The 18282-nt window shown below is 70.3% G+C and carries 12 protein-coding genes; 5 read left to right on the forward strand and 7 right to left on the reverse strand.

The window, feature by feature from the left end; all coding sequences use genetic code 11:
• Positions 1-4 precede the first annotated feature (4 nt).
• Both ftsY and N7E59_RS04200 read left to right on the forward strand, forming a co-directional pair.
• A complete protein-coding gene (gene ftsY, locus N7E59_RS04195) occupies positions 5-1207 on the forward strand; it encodes a signal recognition particle-docking protein FtsY (RefSeq protein WP_261623651.1) in 1203 nt (400 codons plus the stop codon).
• Between the two features lie 164 nt (positions 1208-1371).
• Positions 1372-2706, forward strand: coding sequence for an ammonium transporter (locus N7E59_RS04200; protein ID WP_261623652.1), 1335 nt, complete (start codon positions 1372-1374; stop codon positions 2704-2706).
• On the opposite strand, the gene N7E59_RS04205 is transcribed toward N7E59_RS04200, so the two are convergent.
• From N7E59_RS04205 to wecB, 3 genes are all read right to left on the reverse strand, one after another.
• The gene (locus N7E59_RS04205; protein WP_261623653.1) at positions 2672-3913 is read right to left on the reverse strand and encodes an MFS transporter; all 1242 of its coding nucleotides are present in this window, start codon (positions 3911-3913) and stop codon (positions 2672-2674) included. The genes N7E59_RS04200 and N7E59_RS04205 overlap by 35 nt on opposite strands.
• Positions 3914-3985: 72 nt before the next feature.
• Positions 3986-7639 carry a chromosome segregation protein SMC gene (smc, locus tag N7E59_RS04210; protein WP_261623654.1) on the reverse strand — a complete coding sequence of 1218 codons (3654 nt, stop codon included), beginning with the start codon at positions 7637-7639 and terminating at the stop codon, positions 3986-3988.
• 13 nt (positions 7640-7652) lie between these two features.
• Positions 7653-8828, reverse strand: coding sequence for a non-hydrolyzing UDP-N-acetylglucosamine 2-epimerase (gene wecB / locus N7E59_RS04215; protein WP_261623655.1), 1176 nt, complete (start codon positions 8826-8828; stop codon positions 7653-7655).
• Between the two features lie 299 nt (positions 8829-9127).
• Here wecB and N7E59_RS04220 point away from each other — a divergent pair, with 299 nt between their 5' ends.
• The 3 genes from N7E59_RS04220 (at position 9128) to N7E59_RS04230 (ending at position 12253) form a co-directional block, all read left to right on the forward strand.
• The gene (locus N7E59_RS04220; protein ID WP_261623656.1) at positions 9128-10261 is read left to right on the forward strand and encodes a hypothetical protein; all 1134 of its coding nucleotides are present in this window, start codon (positions 9128-9130) and stop codon (positions 10259-10261) included.
• Positions 10262-10394: 133 nt separating this feature from the next.
• Positions 10395-11351: an ABC transporter permease gene (locus N7E59_RS04225; RefSeq protein ID WP_261623657.1), complete on the forward strand. Its 957-nt coding sequence runs from the start codon at positions 10395-10397 to the stop codon at positions 11349-11351.
• Positions 11348-12253 (forward strand): ABC transporter ATP-binding protein, encoded by a 906-nt coding sequence (locus N7E59_RS04230; RefSeq protein ID WP_261623658.1) that lies wholly within the window; start codon positions 11348-11350, stop codon positions 12251-12253. The genes N7E59_RS04225 and N7E59_RS04230 overlap by 4 nt, the downstream gene beginning before the upstream one ends.
• A 13-nt stretch (positions 12254-12266) precedes the next feature.
• On the opposite strand, the gene ndk is transcribed toward N7E59_RS04230, so the two are convergent.
• From ndk to ileS, 4 genes are read right to left on the reverse strand one after another with little or no spacing between them, the layout of a single operon-like run.
• A complete protein-coding gene (gene ndk, locus N7E59_RS04235; RefSeq protein ID WP_261623659.1) occupies positions 12267-12680 on the reverse strand; it encodes a nucleoside-diphosphate kinase in 414 nt (137 codons plus the stop codon).
• Positions 12677-13195 carry a DUF4233 domain-containing protein gene (locus tag N7E59_RS04240; protein WP_261623660.1) on the reverse strand — a complete coding sequence of 173 codons (519 nt, stop codon included), beginning with the start codon at positions 13193-13195 and terminating at the stop codon, positions 12677-12679. Before N7E59_RS04240 ends, ndk begins: the two co-directional genes overlap by 4 nt.
• A 1-nt stretch (position 13196) precedes the next feature.
• A complete protein-coding gene (locus N7E59_RS04245; protein WP_261623661.1) occupies positions 13197-14654 on the reverse strand; it encodes a bifunctional folylpolyglutamate synthase/dihydrofolate synthase in 1458 nt (485 codons plus the stop codon).
• On the reverse strand, positions 14651-18031 hold the full coding sequence (ileS, locus tag N7E59_RS04250; protein ID WP_261623662.1) for an isoleucine--tRNA ligase: 3381 nt from the start codon (positions 18029-18031) through the stop codon (positions 14651-14653). Before ileS ends, N7E59_RS04245 begins: the two co-directional genes overlap by 4 nt.
• Between the last annotated feature and the right edge of the window lie 251 nt (positions 18032-18282).

The following is an 18282-nucleotide window of genomic DNA, read 5'->3' on the forward strand; positions in this document are numbered from 1 at the left end:
ACGGGTGGATTCCCAGGTACTGATTCTCTTCATCGTTCTGGCCGCCGTCCTGGTCGGCCTGGTCAGCCTCCTCTTCGTTCGGGCCGGTCGTGCCCGGGGCCTCGAGGACTACCCCGAGACGCGGGACGCCGACGACCCGGCTCCCGGTGCCGGCTCGGAGTCCGAGGGCGACGTCGCCGTCGCCGAGCGTGGGACCGCACAGCGCGGTGCGGCCGAGGAGACCGAGGGCGTCGACACCGTGGACACCGCGGAGGCGGCCGAGGTCGGCATCGAGACCCCGGAGCCGGTGGCCGGCCGACTCGCGCGGCTGCGCGCCCGACTGGTCCGTTCGAACAACGTCTTCGGCCGCTCGCTGCTGGCCCTGCTCTCCTCGGACGACATCGACGAAGACGTCTGGGAGGAGATCGAGGAGACCCTGCTCACCGCCGACCTCGGCACCGAGCCCACCATGGAGCTGGTCGACCGGCTGCGCGAGCGGGTCACGGTGGAGGGCTCCACGGACCCGGAGCGGGTGCGCGCGATGCTCCACGATGAGCTCACCGCCCTCATCGACCCCACGCTGGACCGCAGCCTGAACCTCGACGCCGCCGGCCGTCCCTCGGTGGTGATGGTCGTGGGCGTCAACGGCGTGGGCAAGACCACCACGGTGGGCAAGCTGGCTCGTGTGCTCGTCGCCGAGGACAAGGACGTGGTGCTCGGCGCCGCCGACACCTTCCGCGCCGCCGCCGCAGAACAGCTCTCCACCTGGGGCGCCCGCGTGGGCGTGCCCACGGTGAAGTCCGACGTCGAGGGCGCCGACCCGGCGTCGGTGGCCTACGACGCCGTCGAGGCCGGCATCGAGCATGAGGCCGACGTGGTCATGGTCGACACCGCCGGACGCCTGCAGAACAAGGCGAACCTGATGGACGAGCTGGGCAAGGTCAAGCGCGTCGTCGAGAAGCGCTCGGAGGTCGACGAGGTCCTGCTGGTGCTCGATGCGACGACCGGACAGAACGGCCTCAGCCAGGCCAAGGTGTTCTCCGAGGTCGTCGACGTCACCGGCATCGTGCTCACCAAGCTCGACGGCACGGCGCGCGGCGGCATCGTCGTCGCGATCCAGCGCCAGCTGGGCGTGCCGGTGAAGCTGGTCGGACTCGGAGAGGGGCCAGACGACCTCGCCCCCTTCGAGGCCGAGAGCTTCGTCGACGCGCTGCTCGAGAACCGCTGAGCCGCCGACCGCCTCCGGCCGCGCCCCGGGGGCGCCCCTCTCCCCACGCGCTTTACACAGACGAAACACCGGTGAGCCCGTCCCGAAACATGGCGGGCGGATCATAGGTCCCAGCCGCCCTCCGGTGATCCGCATCGGAGGGCACCGATGACCGGGAGGTTGGGATGGAACTGGGTGCTCTCGATGTGTGGCTGATCGTGGCCGGGGCGCTGGTCCTGCTGATGACGCCGGGACTGGCCTTCTTCTACGGCGGACTGACCCAGGCGAAGGCCTCGGTCAACATGATGATGATGAGCTTCTCCGCGATGGGCCTGGTGGCGATCGTGTGGGCGCTGTGGGGCGCCTCGGTGGCCGAAGGCGATTCGATCGGAGGCGTGTTCGGCGACCCGCTCACCGACTTCGGGCTCTACCGCACACTGGTTGAGGATCCCGGAGCGCTGATCGGCATCGGCTTCGGGGCGACCTTCGCCGTCATCACCGTGGCACTGATCTCCGGCGCCGTCGCAGACCGGGCCAAGTTCTCCGCCTGGATGGTCTTCGTCCCGGTCTGGGTGACGCTGGTGTACTGCCCGCTGGCGTTCATGGTCTGGGGCGACGGCGGCCTCCTGGTCGAGGGCGGTGCGATCGGCGACGCCCTCGGAGAGGCGGTGGACTACGCCGGAGGACTGGTCGTCCACATGTGCGCCGGCCTGGCCGCCCTGGTCCTGGCGCTGATCCTGGGCAAGCGCGGCACCTTCGACCGTCGGGAGCTGCACCGTCCGCACAACACCCCCTTCGTGCTGCTGGGCTGCTCCTTGCTGTGGTTCGGATGGTTCGGGTTCAACACCGGTGCGGCCGAGGAGGCCGGAGAGGCCGGGCTCATCTGGGTCAACACGCTGCTGGCTCCGGCCGCCGGCCTGGTGGCCTGGCTGCTGACGCAGCGGCTGCGCGGCGTCCGCCCCAACGCCCTCGGTGCGGCGTCAGGGATCGTCGCGGGCCTGGTGGCCATCACTCCGGCCTGCGCCTTCGTCGATCCGGTCAGCGCGATCGTCATCGGCGGGGTCGCCGGCGCGGTCTGCTGCCTCGCGGTCGAGCTGAAGTACCGCCTCGGGTTCGACGACACGCTCGACGTCGTCGGGCTCCACTTCGTGGCGGGACTCTGGGGCACCCTGGCCATCGGCCTGGTGGGCCGCGCCGAGCTCATCGACGGGGAGCGCTCCGGCCTGCTCCTCGGAGGCGGCACGGAACTGATGGTGGCTCAGCTGGTGGCGTGCGCGGTGACCCTGGGCTTCACAGTGGTGATGACTCTGGTCATCGGCGCGGCGATCCACGCCGCGATCGGCTTCCGGATCCCTCCCGAGGAGGAGGCCCGCGGCATCGACGCCGCCCAGCACGACGAATCGGCCTACGTCTTCGACGACCTGCTCAGCGCCGCGGTGCCCCGGGGCGGAGACTCGGACGAGCAGGCGCGGGCGCGGACGGAGCTCACCCCTCACCCGGCCGGGACCGGGCCCGCGTGAGCGTCTCGGGCGCCCGGGACCAGGCGGCGGCTCCGACCATGAGGATCACACCGGTGATCGCGAAGGCCCAGGAGTAGCCGAACCGGTCGACCAGGACGCCCGCCAGCAGGGGTCCGACGATGGCTCCCGAGTCCTGGACCATCTGGAAGGTGGAGACGATCTGACCGCCGTTGCGGCCCTCGCCGACGATGTCGGCGAGGGCCGCCTGCTGTGCCGGATTGACCAGTCCGGTGCCGACTCCGGCCACGATGCTGAGCACGACCAGCACCAGCGGATGCGGCGCGAGGCCGAACACCGCGGTGGAGGCCGCGGCGATGACCAGTCCGAGGATGATGGGGCGGCGCCGTCCTGCGACGTCGCTGCGTCGGGAGAACACCAGCACGGCGGTGACGTTGCCCGCGGCGAAGGCGGCCAGCACGACCCCTGCCAGCTGTCCGGAGTCGACGATCCAGCCGGTGCCGGCGAACGCCGAGGCGGCGAACAGCGGAACGATGGAGTTCCGCATTCCGAAGGTGGCCCAGCCGTTGGCGAAGGCGGCGGTGAGGGCCGCACGGTAGGACGGATGGGCCCAGGCCGTGCGCAGGGTGGTGACCTCACGCTCGTCCTTGGTCTTCCGGTCCTCCAGGCGGGATCTGCGCAGCATGAAGAACACGATGGAGGCGGCCGCGATCAGCGCGCCTCCGTAGACCAGGAACGGCACCCGCTGGCCGAAGGTCAGCAGGCCGGACCCCAGCAGCGGCCCGGCCACGTTGCCGATGAGGAATGCCGAGGCGAAGGCGCCGGCCACCCTGCCGCGGATCTGCGGGGGCGACTTCCGAGCCAGGAAGGTCATGGCGGCGACGGTGAAGAAGGTGGAGCCGATCCCCCCCACCGAGCGGAAGGCCAGCAGCAGCTCGTAGGTCGGGGCGTAGGCCGTGGCGATCATCGAGGCCGCGACGATGAGCAGGCCGACCACATAGACCGGTGACTCTCCCAGGGTGCGCGTCAGCCGCCCGGACAGCGGAGCGAAGAGCAGGCGGAACAGGCCGAAGGCGGAGACCACTGCAGAGACGGCGAGCGCGGAGACTCCGAAGTCGGACGCGTACTGGGGCAGGATGGGAGCCACGATGCCGAAGCCGATGGCGACGATGAACGAGGCGCCGATCATGACCTTCAGCTCGGGCGGGATCCTCACCGGCTCCGGGGTGGTCGTCTCCGCCTCGGCCATCTGCCGCTCCTCGCCGTCGTCGTGCTCCGTCTGTCCGGGGCCGGTCCATCGACCCGAGGTTGCGTAACACAACTACCCGTCGTTCTGTTCCGCGCCCTCTTCCACCGTGCCGTCGCGGCGCAGGCGCTGCGAGACGACCCGGGTCGAACCGTCCTGACGCATGGAGACGCCGTAGAGCGCGTCGGCGATCTCCATCGTGCGCTTCTGGTGGGTGATGACGATCAGCTGCGAGGAGGCGCGCAGCTCCTCGAAGATCACCAGCAGCCGGGAGAGGTTCGTGTCGTCGAGCGCGGCCTCGACCTCGTCCATGACGTAGAAGGGGCTCGGCCGGGCCTTGAAGATGGCCACCAGCAGGGCCACTGCGGTCAGCGACCGTTCGCCGCCGGAGAGCAGGGAGAGGCGGCGGATCCGCTTCCCGGGCGGCCGGGCATGGACCTCGATCCCGGTGTTGAGCATGTCCTCCGGGTCGGTGAGCTCGAGACGTCCCTCTCCGCCGGGGAACAGGCGGGCGAACACGTGCTCGAACTGGCCTCGTGTGTCCTCCCACGCCTGGGTGAACACGGACTCCACGGTGGAGTCGACGTCGGCGATGATGTCGAGCAGGTCCTGTCGGGAGGCCTGCACGTCGGCCAGCTGCTGCTGCAGGTAGGTGTGGCGCTCCTCGAGTGCGGCATGCTCCTCAAGCGCCAACGGATTGACCTTGCCCAGGGCGCGAAGATCCCTGCGCGCCCGTACCAGTCGGTCCTCCTGCTCGGCTCGGTCGTAGGGGCGCGAGGACGTCGACGCGTTCCCGCCGTCATCCTCGGCGCTCCGGTCGGCCGGGGCCTCGGGGGGCTCCGCCTCCGGATCGGGGACCGGCTGGTCCGGCCCGTAGTGCTCGATCAGGTACTCGGCGCTGAGGCTGAGCTCCTCATGGCCACGCTGTTCGGCGGACTCGAGGTTCAGGCGCAGCTCGGTGCGACGGACCTCCGCACGGTGGAGCCTGTCGGTGACCTCGTCCAGCTCTGCGGCGAGCTGTGTGCGTGCGTTCCGGACAGTCTCGATCTCCTCGGACAGGCTCCGATGCTCGGACCGTGCGGCCTCCTGCGCCTGCTGGGCCCGGCCCAGGATCCCGTCGAGACGCTCGACGGCCTCTTCGGCGCGCGCGCCCACGTCCTGTGCCCGGCGACCTCCCGCCTCCCGCCGCTCGGCCTCCCGGCGAGCCTCCTGCCTGCGGGCCTCCTCGGCTGCGGCGCTGCGGCGCAGCCCGGCCGCACGGTCCACCAGCTGGGCGTGCGTCTCCTCGGCGGCCCTCAGACCGAGCCGGGCGTCGACCTCCTCCCGACGTCGGGTCGCGGCGTCCTCGGCCAGTCGGTCCCGCTCGTCGGTGGAGGGGTCGTCCTCGACCTCGTCGGACTCCGCGGCCGCCAGCCGCCGCGTCGCCTCCTCGAGCTGCTCGGAGGCTTCTCGTGCGATCCTCTCGGTCTCCTCGAGCTCGACCTCGGCGGTGCGGATCCGTTCGGCGGCCCGCTCGGAGTCGGCACCGAGCCGTCCCAGCTGATCGGTGACGGCAGTGAGCTCGGCGTCGTTTCCGTGCAGCGCCTCCAGGGCCTGATCGACCTCGCGTGAGGCCTCATCCGCGGCATCCCGACGGGCGGCGAGGGTGTCCGCCACCCGGCGCAGCTCCTGTTCGTCGGTCTCCAGCGCCGCGGAGACCTCTTGGATCCTGGCGGTGACGGCCACGTCGGAGCCGGCCAGTCCCGTGCCTCCGATCCGTTCGCCGGCCCGCAGGATCTGTCCATCCGCGGTGGCCGCGGTGTCGACGTCGTCGCGCTCGAGCATCTGCTCGGCGATCTCCTCGGCGGACCGGGGCGGGTCGGCGGCGACGAACACGGTGGCCCCGAAGAGGCGGTGCAGCGGAGCGGCGAGCTCCTCGGGGGCCTCGACGACGTCGAGGGCCCACCGCACCTGGTCCGGCAGCCGGGTTCGGCGTGATGCGGGGGGATCCGCGGGCCGCCCGCTCGGGTCGGGGTGGACCAGGTGGGCTCGTCCGGCGTCCTGGTCGGCCAACCAGCGCACCGCGGCTGCGGCGGACTCTGCGTCCTCGGCCACCAGCGCGGCATCCAGACTGCCGAGGCAGGAGGCGGCCGCCGTCTCCCATCCCGACGCCACGCTCAGCCGCTCGGCGAAGGAGCCGCGCACCGCATCCCGAAGCTGCGGCGGCGCCCCGTCCCGCAGCGCCGCTCCGCCGTCGCGCGGGGCGCGGGCGGCCTCCAGCCCGCCGAGGGCGGCCCGATGCTCCCCCACCACCGCCTCCAGGCGTCGGTGCTCGGCGACCGCGGCTTCGTGCTCGTCGACGAGGTGGTCTCGGCGACGCGCCGCCTCCTCATAGGCTCGGTCCAGGTCGGCTTCACCGGCTTCGACTCCGCCGACCGTCTGCTCCAGCTCGGCGAACCGGGACCGGGCCTCCTCGCGGACGCCCCGAGCCTCCTCACGCTGGGCCTGGGCCCGACTGCGACGGGTCGCGGCGGCCTCGATCCGACCTTCGGCCGCTTCGACCCGTCCCCGCAGCGTGGCCAGGCCGGCCCGCCGGTCCGCGGCGGCGCGGAGGAGTTCGGTGATGCGGTTCTCCTCGGTACGCAGCCGGTCCTCTGCGGCGGACCGCACCTCGGAGGCCGCAGTGAGCGCCGCGGCGGCGTCGTCGGTCTCGGTCTGCTGCACCTCCGCGTCCCGCTCCACCTGCGCCGCCTGCTGCCGCAGCCGTTCGGGGTCCCGTCCGGCGTCGGGCACGACGGCGGAGTCGAAGAGGCTGCGGGCCCGCTCGGCGGCGACCGAGGCGGTCGACCGCAGCCGTTCCTGGACCTGTGCCAGTCGGTGGTGTCCGGCGACCAGCCGCTGATCCAGGTGCCGGGCCGCACGGGCCCGACCGTCGAGCTCCGCGATCTCGGCGTCCCGGCTCCGCACGTCGTCGCGCAGCTGCTCGGCGCGGCCCCGATCGGCCTCCTCGCCCTGGCCTGACTCGTGCAGGGCGGTGGCGGCGGTCACCAGGTCGTCGGCGATGATTCGGGAGAGGGCGTCGCGCACGTCGAACTGGATCCGCTGGGCCCGTCTGGCCACCTTGGCCTGCCGGCCCAGGGGCGCCAGCTGGCGGGAGATCTCCGAGATCAGGTCCTCGAGGCGGTCCAGGTTGCCCTGCATGGAGTCGAGCTTGCGCACCGACCGTTCGCGGCGGCGCCGATGCTTCAGGACGCCGGCCGCCTCTTCGATGAATCCGCGACGCTGCTCCGGGGTCGCCTGGAGGATCTGGTCCAGCTGTCCCTGGCCGACGATGACGTGCATCTCTCGTCCGAGTCCGGAGTCGGAGAGCAGCTCCTGGATGTCGAGCAGCCGGCACCTGCGACCGTTGATGGTGTACTCGGACCCGCCGGTGCGGAACATGGTCCGCGAGATGGTCACTTCGGAGTATTCGATGGGCAGCGCGCCGTCGGCGTTGTCGATGGTCAGCGCCACCTGCGCCCGTCCCAGCGGTTGACGCTCGGCGGTGCCGGCGAAGATCACGTCCTCCATCGAACCGCCGCGCAGGGACTTGGCCCCCTGCTCCCCCATGACCCAGGCCAGCGCGTCGACCACGTTGGACTTGCCGGAGCCGTTGGGGCCGACCACGGCGGTCACTCCGGGTTCGAACTCGAAGGTGGTGGCTGAGGCGAAGGACTTGAAGCCGCGGACGGTCAGGGTCTTCAGATGCACGCGGGGGCCGTCCTCAGCTGGTCGAGGCCGGGAGCTCGACGTCGGGGGCGAAGTCGGGCTCACGCCGACCCATGCCGAACAGTGCGCGCACCGCGGCCACCGTGCGGCGCGCCGCCTGCCCGTCTCCGTAGGGGTTCACGGCGTGGGCCATGGCGCGGTAGGCCTCCGGGTCGTCGAAGAGCCGGGCGACCTCGGCGACGACGCGGTGCTCGTCGGTGCCGATCAGCCGCACGGTGCCGGCGTCGACGGCTTCGGGGCGTTCGGTGTTGCTCCGCATCACCAGCACCGGCTTGCCCAGGCTGGGAGCCTCCTCCTGGACCCCGCCCGAGTCGGTGAGCACCACGGTGGCGAGGTCCATCAGCCGCGTGAACTCACCGTAGGGAAGGGGCTCGGTGACCACGACGTTGTCCAGACCCTGAAGTGCCGGAAGTATCGCCTCACGCACCACCGGATTCCGGTGGGCGGGCAGCACGATCAGCTTCTCCGGGTACCGGGACGCCAGCTGGGCCAGGGCCCGTCCGACCCCCTGCATGGCGCGGCCCTGGTTCTCGCGGCGGTGCGTCGTGACGAGCAGGACGTCTCGACCCGAGTCGGCGGCCTGCTCGAGCTGCGGGTCGGAGAACGGGACACGCTGTTCGGCGACGGTGAGCAGCGCGTCGATGACCGTGTTGCCGGTGACGGCGATCTGGGTCTCATCGACCGCCTCGCGCAGCAGGTTCCGCTTCGACTGTGCCGTCGGGGCCAGATGCAGCGACGTGATCTGGGTGGTCATGCGACGGTTGGCCTCCTCCGGGAACGGGGAGAAGAGGTCGAAGGACCGCAGCCCCGCCTCGGCGTGGACGACGGGAACCCCGGCGTAGAACGCGGCCATGGCGGCGGCCGTCGTCGTCGTGGTGTCGCCCTGGACCACCACGGCGTCGGGACGGACGTCGGAGAACAGCTCGTCGAGGCCCTCTACGGTGCGGGTGAGCACACCGTTGAGCGTCTGACGCGGCCGGAAGATGTCGAGGTCGTGGTCGGGGACGATGCCGAAGAGCTCGTTCACCTGGTCGAGCATCTCCCGATGCTGGCCAGTGACGGTGACGGGGCAGTCGAAGTCGGCGTCGGCACGCAGCGCCCGGATGATCGGGGCCATCTTGATGGCCTCGGGGCGGGTGCCGTAGATGGGCATGATGCACGTGGCCGTCATCTCTCGCTGCGCCTCCTGTCCACTCACTGACCTCCTCGCGTCGGCCCGGCGGGATGGGCCGCCGGTCGGTCGACGCCGTCTCAGCCTATCCCGTGTCCCGGGAGCGACCCGGGACCGACCCAGGGTGCGATGCGGGACCGACCCAGGGTGCGATGCGGGACCGACCCAGGGTGCGATGCGGGACCGACCCGGGGTGCGACGTGGGGTGCGGCGTGCGGCTCCTCCGGCGGACTACGATGGGGCGCGAACGCCGAGCCGAGACGCCGCCCGAGGGACCGGGCCGGGCGGGACAGGATGAGATGAGCAGCGAGACCGATCCCGCCGAGCGCGGAGCCGTCCTCCAGGCCCGGCGTCAGGCGCGCGCCCTCGACGACCCGGAGGCCGCACTCCCCCGATTCCTCGACGAGGCCGAAGAGCGGCTGCGCATCGACTGGTCCCGCCCCAACGAGTTCCCCCGCGGCCAGCGGCAGGTCCAGATGATGATCACCGGGGCCCAGCGCAACCGCGCCCGGGCCCCCAAGCTCGCACCGGGACTGTGGGCCGTGCTCCGCGGAGGGTCGGTGATCGGCTCCTTCGACGCCCGGATGTCTTCGATGCCCAGCGCGATGGGTGTCGGCGTCACACGCTCACGGCCGCTGACCCACGCCTACCTCACACACTCCGCAGTGCCGACCCCTCGGAGCCGAGGGTTCGACGTCGAGGACGTCGACTCGGCGGCGAGCTTCGCGGTCGAGCTGGGTACGGTCGCCGTCAAGCCCGGGACGGGTCGAGGCGGGCGTGGCGTCTCATGGGGCGTCGGGCTCGACTCAGGCCGAGACGACTTCGACGCCGCATTCGCCTACGCGGCGTCGCGCATATGGAGGCGGCCGGCCTACTGCCCGCAGGTGGTCGTCCAGGAGCACCGGGAGGGACTGGACCTGCGTCTGCTCGTCGTCGCCGAGGAGGTCGTCGGGGCCGTGGCGCGGGTGCCGCTGCACGTCGTCGGCGACGGCACATCCACCCTCGGGCGACTGGCGGAGCAGGCGGCCGCGCGTCGTCGCAGCAACCAGCTGCTGGCGCGGTTCCCCGTCGAGGTCGGAGCCGAGGAGCTGCGCACGCTGGGCACCGACCCGGAGTCCGTGCCCGCACTCGGCCGACGAGAAGTGGTCTCGGCGATCGGCAACCCCTTCTCAGGAGGGATCTCCGTCGACGTCACCGATCTGATCGCCGAGGATCTGAAGGCCCTGGCGGTGGACGCGGTCTGGTCGCTTCCGGACGTGAAGGTCGCCGGTGTGGACCTCATCGCCCCGTCGCCGGACTCGGCCGAGGGTGCTGTGGTCACCGAGTTCCGCGAGGACCCCGTCCTGGGGCTCCACGGGTTCCCGCTCTACGGGCGTTCGCGGTCGACGGCGACGCCGCTGATCGAGGCGATGATCACGCGGGCCCGAGACTGAGCTCCGAACGGCCCGTGGTCCCCGGAGTGTGCGCCGCCCGCTGATAGGCTGAGCTTCGCACGGCGCCGGGCCGCGCCGAGTCGGACGGGCCGCGGCATCTGCGGCGACGCACGCGCGGAAGGATCACCGACAGATGGCAGGACGGAAGCAGGCCCCAGCTCGGCACGACACCGACGCCGGAGCCTCCCCGGATCTGCGGCCAGCTCCCCGACGGGTCGACCTCCACGGCGACGGGCTGATCAGGGTCGGCGCACGCCCGAACCTCTGGCAGTACCTGAAGCAGATCTGGGCGTTCCGACACTTCGTCATCTACGACTCCCACGCCCGTGTGGCGACCTCGAACACCTCAGACTCGTTGGGCCGTCTGTGGATGATCATGAATCCGGTGCTGTTGGGCTTCGCCTTCTTCCTGGTCTTCGGCCTGCTGCTCCAGACCTCACGCGGCATCAGCAACTTCATCGGATACCTGATCATCGGCGTGTTCATGTTCCGGTTCGCCACCCAAGCGATCGGCAACGGTTCCCAGTCGATCACCAAGAACCAGAACGTCGTCCATGCCTTCAACTTCCCCAGGGCCTGCCTGCCCCTGGCGACCAATCTGCGAGAACTCTTCGCCCAGATCCCCACCCTGCTGGTGATGACCGTCCTCGTCTACACGCTCGGGGATCTGCCCCTGCCCGGTTCTGAGCCTGACCCCATCGATCTGTCCTGGCGGTGGCTGGCCATCTTCCCGGTCCTCGTCCTCATGGTGATGATGACCACGGGGTTCAGCCTCCTGCTGGCTCGGGCCGTGGCGACCTTCGACGACGTCAAGCATCTGATCTCCTTCGGTACGCGCATCTGGATGTACGCCTCCTGCGTCTTCTTCTCCAGCGAGCGTTGGGAACGAATCGGCGGGGACACCGCGCTGCTCATCCTGCATCTGAATCCGATGTACTGCGTCCTCGACATCGTCCGTCAGGCCTGGCTCTACGACGCCTGGGCAGACCCCATGCGGTGGTATGTCCTCGGTGGTTGGGCGTTCGGGCTCTGCCTCATCGGCATGCTGGCCTTCTGGCAGGCCGAGGAGACCTACGGGAGGGAGCGATGAGTCTGGATGTCGGACAGGAGCAGACCGACTCGGCGGACACCGTCCCGGAGGACCTGGCCGTCGTGGTGGACGACGCCTCGATGACCTACCGCATCCGCTCCTCGAGCGAACACCTGCGCGACGACGGCCGGTGGTCTCGGCGCTTCAAGCGGGTGACCGGATCGGGCTGGGCCAGGGTGCATGCACTGGACAGCCTGAGCTTCGTGGTACGTCGGGGCGAGTCCGTCGGGGTCATCGGGACCAATGGGTCGGGCAAGTCCACGCTGATGAAGCTGCTGACGGGAAAGCTCCGACCCACTACGGGTGAAGTCTTCGCCACCTCGACTCCGGTCATGCTCGGGGTCAACGCCGCCCTGGTCAAGGACCTCTCCGGGCAGGAGAACATCCGACTGGGCTGTCTGGCCATGGGCCTCACGCCGGCGGAGACTGCGCGGAAGTTCGAGATGATCGTCGAACTCTCCGGGCTGCGCGACGCCCTGCACCTTCCCCTGAAGTCCTACTCCTCAGGCATGGCCTCACGTCTGCAGTTCGCGATCGCCACCGCGGTGGATCCGGACATCCTCATCATCGACGAGGCGCTGAACACCGGAGACGCACAGTTCCGATCTCGGACAAAGAAGCGGCTGGACGAAGTCCGGGAGCAGGCCGGCTGCGTCTTCCTGGTCTCCCATTCGCTCGGCACCATCCAGCAGATGTGCACCCGGGTGCTGTGGATCGAGCAGGGGCGGCTGCTGGCCGACGGAGACCCGGAGTGGGTCACCGAACAGTACCAGGAGTACACCGAGCACAAGGCGTCGGGACGCCGCCGCAGCTCTGAGATCGCCTACCAGCGCACGCGGATGCACCTGGACTCAGTGTCGGTCAGCTGGGCCGACGGAACACGTCCGACCCGCGCGGGCTGAGCCGGTGTCCGGCTCAGCCGAACCAGATGCCGATCTCCCGATCCGCCGACTCCGGAGAGTCCGAGCCGTGGACCAGGTTCTTCTGCACCTTCTCTCCCCAATCGCGTCCGAGGTCGCCGCGGATGGTCCCCGGGGCGGCGGTCGTCGGTTCGGTGGCCCCGGCGAGCGAGCGGAACCCCTCGATCACCCGATCGCCCTCCAGCACCGCGGCCACCGTCGGACCAGAGGTCATGAAGTCCAGCAGGGGCTGGTAGAACGGTTTGCCCTCATGTTCGGCATAGTGTGCCGCCAGCTGCTCGGTCGTGGCCTGAAGCTGAGTCAGACGGGTGATGCGGTAACCCTTGGCCTCGGCGCGGCGCAGGATCTCACCGGTCAGTCCGCGCTCGACGCCGTCGGGCTTGATCAGGATGAGCGTCTGTTCGGTCATGGTGTCCTCTCCTCGGGGTCGTTCTCGGATGTCTCGGCTCCGTCGCTGCTGCGCGGGCCCTGCGTGCCGGGCTCCGGAGGCGACGACGCCTCCGCCTCGTGGGCCAGTCGCTGTTCGGCGAGGAAGCGTTCGTGCTTCTCGACGTCGAGCTGCCGACCCTTCACCACGGCGAACCACCAGCAGCCCAGGAAGATCGCCCCGATCACGAACATCAGCGGTTCGAAGATTCCTCCGGCGATGATGACGAACTGCAGCACCCAGCCCATGAGCCATCCCAGGCGGGTGCGCAGCAGCCCGCAGGTGACAACCAGCAGCGCGGCGACGCCCAGCGACCCTCCGAAGAGCCACCAGGCGAACCACTCGTGCTGATGCAGTCCCCACACCATGAGGGCGTAGAAGAACATCAGCAGGGCTTCGAGGCACAGCACCGTGGAGGCGAACAGGACCTTGACCGAGCGCGGCGGACGGACCTGGCCCGGGCGCCATGCGCGCTGGGCACGCGTCTGTCGTGCCATCTCAGCCGACCCCCCTGCGCGGCCCGGAGGCATCGGCGTCTCCGGCGCCGAACTCACGGCCACCGTCCTCCTCGGCTCCGAGCAGCGTCCGCGCCTCACCGACCAGAGTGATGGACCCGGTGATCAGCACGCCCCCGGCCAGGCCGACGTCGGCGTCGTCGGAGCGGCCGACCGCCCAGTCGATCGCCTCGTCCAGTCGTTCGGTGATGTGCAGGTCCTCCTCGCGGAACCCGACGTCGAGGGCCAGTTCGGCCAGCTCACCCGGGGGGATCGCCCGGGGTGAGGTGGATCGGGTGAAGCAGACGTCCTCGACGAGGCCGTCGTACTCGCGATGCAGGGTGGTGAGGATCTCGCGGGCGTCCTTCTCCTGCAGGATCCCGACCACCAGGACCAGCGACGACAGGCCGAAGGACTCCTTCAGGGCCTGGGCGGAGGCCTCCGCACCGGCGGGGTTGTGGGCCGCGTCGACGATGATGCTCGGAGCGGTGCGCAGCACCTCGAGCCGTCCCGGCGACGTCATGTGCTCACAGGCCAGCTGGAGGTTCTCCGGCGTGAGCTCCTGCTCTCCGCCGCCGATGAAGGCCTCCAGCGCGGCGACCGCCAATGCCAGGTTCTCCGCCTGGTGGGCGCCGTGCAGGGGCAGAAGGAGGTCCGGATACCGCCCGGCGATGCCCTGGACGGTGACCTGCTGGCCCCCGACGCCGGGGACCCTGGACTCGACGCCGAACTCGACACCCTCGAACCGATAGGGCACCTGCGCCCGACGGGCCGCCTCCAGCAGCACATCGGCCGCCTCCGGCACCTGTGCGGCGGAGATCAGGAATCCGTCGGACTTGATGATCCCGGACTTCTCCTCAGCGATGTCCCTCTCGTCGTCGCCGAGCAGCTCCGTGTGGTCCAGAGAGATCGGAGTGACCACGGAGACAGAGCCGTCGGCCACGTTGGTCGCGTCCCAGACGCCTCCGAGTCCGACCTCGAGCACCATGACGTCCACCGGCTCGTCCGCGAACACGGCGAAGGCCAGCACGGTGAGCAGCTCGAAGTAGGTCAGGGGGCGCTCCCCCTGCTCCTCGAGCCGCTGGTCGATCAGCCCGAGGTGCGGGCGGATCTCGTCCCAGATGCGGACGAACGTCTCATCGGCCACCGGGCGCCCGTCGATGCAGATGCGCTCCGTGACCGAGGACAGGTGGGGCGAGGTGTAGCGCCCGACCCGCAGGTCGTGGGCCATGAGGCCGGCTTCGATCATCCGTGCGACCGAGGTCTTGCCGTTCGTGCCCGTCAGATGGATGACCGGTGCGGAACGCTGCGGCTCCCCCAGGATGTCCACAGCCATGCGGACCGGCTCCAGGCGCGGTCGCATGTCGTTCTCCGGGGCGCGGGAGAGCAGTTCGGCGTACACGCTCTGCACGGAGAACCGGTCGATCCCCTCGTCGGCGTCTCGGTGGTCCGGGTCGCTCATCGAGCTCCTTCCTCGGCGCCGCCGCCGACCGTCGCACTTTCGGCCACGGCCACCTCGACGTGCGGTCGCGCCTCCTCAGCGGCGACCAGCCGCAGCTGGACGCTGAGGGTCTCGGTGCCGATCAGCTCGCGGTGAGCCTCCAGGGCGTCGATCGTCGCGGCGTCGGCGGTGACGGTGGTCGTGATGCGGTCCGAGACCCGGAGGTCGGCGTCCTTGCGTGCCTGCTGCACGGCACGGACCATGTCTCGGGCCGTGCCCTCGGCGAGCAGCTCGTCGGTCAGCGCGGTGTCCAGCACGAGGAACCCGCCGTCGTCGAGGACCGTGACAGCCTTGTCGCCCAGCTCCTCGGAGACGGTGGTCGCCAGGGTGAACTCGCCCTCCCGGAGCTGGAGGCCGCCGGCGACGACGACGCCGTCGGTGACGGACCAGTCTCCGGACTTCGCCGCGCGGATCGCCGTCTGGACCTCGCGGCCCAGGCGAGGCCCGGCGGCGCGGGCGTTGACCACCAGCTGCCGGCCGATGCCCCACTGCTCGGCCGAGACCTCCGCGGCGTCGAGCAGCTCCACCTCCCTGATGTTCAGCTCGTCGGCGATGATCTGCTGGTGGGTGCCCCTCAGGGCCTCCGCCCGGTCGACCACCACGGTCAGCGTCGACAGGGGCTGGCGCACCCGCAGCTTCGCCGATTTGCGCAGCGAAGAACCGGCGGAGCACACCGCACGGGTGATCTCCATCAGCTCGACGCCGCGGTCGTCGGCCAGATAGTCCTCGGCGTCCGGCCAGTCGGCCAGGTGCACCGACCGCCCTCCGGTCAGGCCCCGCCAGATCTCCTCGCTCATCAGCGGCAGCAGCGGTGCGGCCACCCGGGTGAACGTCTCCAGCGCGGTGTAGAGGACGTCGTAGGCGGCGAAGTCCTCGTCGAAGAACCGCTGCCGGGACCGGCGGATGTACCAGTTCGTCAGGGTCTCGGAGTACCGGCGCAGCGCCTCGCAGGCCCCGGAGACGTCGTAGGCGTCCAGCGCCGCGGTCGCCTCGCGGACCAGGTCCCCGGTGGCTGCGAGGATGTAGCCGTCCAGGGGGGAGAACTCCTCACGGCGGGCCGCGAAGTCCTCGGCGGTCACACGCCGCGCCGCATAGCCGGCGCCGCCGTCGGCGGTGTTGGCGTACAGGGCGAAGAAGTGCCAGGCGTTCCACAGCGGAAGCAGCACCTGGCGCACACCCTCACGGATCCCCTCCTCGGTGACGATGAGGTTGCCCCCGCGCAGGATCGGGCTGGCCATCAGGAACCAGCGCATCGCATCAGAGCCGTCGCGGTCGAACACCTCCGAGACGTCCGGGTAGTTCTGCAGGGACTTCGACATCTTCTGTCCGTCCGAGCCCAGCACGATGCCGTGGCTGATCACATTGGTGAACGCCGGGCGGTCGAACAGCGCCGTGGCCAGGATGTGCATGGTGTAGAACCAGCCGCGGGTCTGACCGATGTACTCCACGATGAAGTCGGCGGGGTGGTGCCCCTCGAACCAGTCGGCGTTCTCGAAGGGGTAGTGCACCTGGGCGAACTGCATCGATCCGGAGTCGAACCAGACGTCGAGGACGTCGGAGACCCGGACCATCTGTGACCGCCCGGTCGGGTCGTCGGGGTTCGGCCGTGTCATCCGGTCGATCCACGGGCGGTGCAGGTCAGGCTCCCCCTCGGCGTTGCGCGGGACGTCGCCGAAGGCCTCCCGCAGCTCGGCCAGCGAGCCGTACACCTCGGTGCGCGGGTGGGCGGGGTCGTCGGAGACCCACACCGGGATGGGGCTGCCCCAGTACCTGTTGCGGGAGATCGACCAGTCGCGGGCGTTGGAGAGCCACTTGCCGAACTGCCCGTGCTTGACGTTGTGCGGGATCCAGTTGATCTGCTCGTTGAGCTCGACCATACGGTCCTTGAACTGCGTGACCGCCACGTACCAGGAGGTCACCGCCTTGTAGATCAGGGGGGTGCGGCAGCGCCAGCAGTGCGGGTAGGAGTGCACGTAGGACTGCTCGCGGACCAGCCGCTCCTGGGCCTTCAGCGCGTTGATGATCGCGCGGTTGGCCTCGAAGACCTGCACGCCGGCGATGTCGGCCAGCGGAGCGTCCCCCGCCGGCGTCGGCTCGGCGAACTGCGGGAGGAACCTCGCCCCCTCGTCCACGGAGAGGATGACGGGGATCCCGTTCTCCTCGGACGACCTCTGGTCCTCCTCACCGTAGGCGGAGGCCTGGTGGACGAGCCCTGTGCCGTCGGTCGTGGTGACGTAGTCCTCCACCAGCACCCGGAACGCGTTCTCGGTGCCCCACGCCTCGGTGTCGGTGTAGTAGTCCCACAGCGGACGATAGCGGACACCGGCCAGGTGCGGTCCCGGCACCCGGGCGACGACGGCCTGCTCGGCGGCCTGAGCCGCGCTGACGCCGTCGTCGTCGACGAAGCCCAGATCTGAGGCATAGGCGGACAGGAGGTCCGAGGCGATCACGTGACGTCCCGGGACGGCGGCGCCCTCAGGGGCCCGGACGAGGACGTACTCGACCTCGGGACCCACGGCGATGGAGAAGTTCGTCGGCAGGGTCCAGGGGGTGGTGGTCCAGGCCAGCAGCTGGGCTCCGAGGAAGAGGTCCGCGACGTCGGTCGGCAGGTCGCCGGTCTCCGTGACCTCGAAGGCCACGGTGACCGAGGGGTCCTGTCGGTCCTTGTAGACCTCGTCGTCCATGCGCAGCTCGTGGTTGGACAGCGGTGTCTCGTCGCGCCAGCAGTACGGCAGCACGCGGAAGCCCTGGTAGGTCAGGCCCTTCTCGTGGAGCTGCTTGAACGCCCAGATCACCGATTCCATGTACTCGACGTTGAGCGTGCGGTAGTCGTTCTCGAAGTCGACCCACCGGGCCTGCCGGGTGACATAGTCCTCCCATTCGGCGGTGTACTTCAGCACCGACGCGCGGCAGGCGTCGTTGAACCGGTCGATGCCCATGGCCTCGATCTCGGCCTTGTCCGTCATGCCGAGCTGCTTCATCGCCTCCAGCTCGGCGGGCAGACCGTGGGTGTCCCACCCGAAGCGACGCTCGACGCGGTGTCCGCGCTGGGTCTGGTACCGCGCGATCAGGTCTTTGACGTAGCCGGTGAGCAGGTGCCCGTAGTGGGGCAGCCCGTTGGCGAAGGGCGGACCGTCGTAGAAGACGAACTCGTCCTGCGTGCCGTCCTCCCCCTGCGGCGGCCGATTCTCCACGGAGGCCTCGAAGGTGCCGTCGGCGGCCCAGGTGCTCAGCACCCGCTCCTCGATCTCCGGGAAGCGGGGGGCGGCCGGCACACGGCCGACGTGGTCGCCCGAGGAGGCGCGCGGGTAGACGGGCTGGAGGTTCTGCTCAGTCATGGGGTCGTCCTGGATGGTCACGAACGGGTGGGCCGGGGGTGGCACAAAGGCGTGTGCCGCGCAAGGACGCTGCGAACGCCTCGACCGTGCGAGGTTCCGCCGCGCGGTACCACCTTGCTTGCCCGGGCGCACCCGGACCGCTCCATGACTGCTGTGACGGGCTTACCCGTCCGGTTCTACTGGGATCCCCATGCCGCAGGAGCTGCGGATCCGTTCTTCCGGAGGCTCACCGGTGATGGCCGGGTCGACGC

The sequence above is a fragment of the Nesterenkonia marinintestina genome (genome assembly GCF_025420485.1).
GTDB classification, from domain to species: Bacteria; Actinomycetota; Actinomycetes; order Actinomycetales; family Micrococcaceae; genus Nesterenkonia; species Nesterenkonia marinintestina.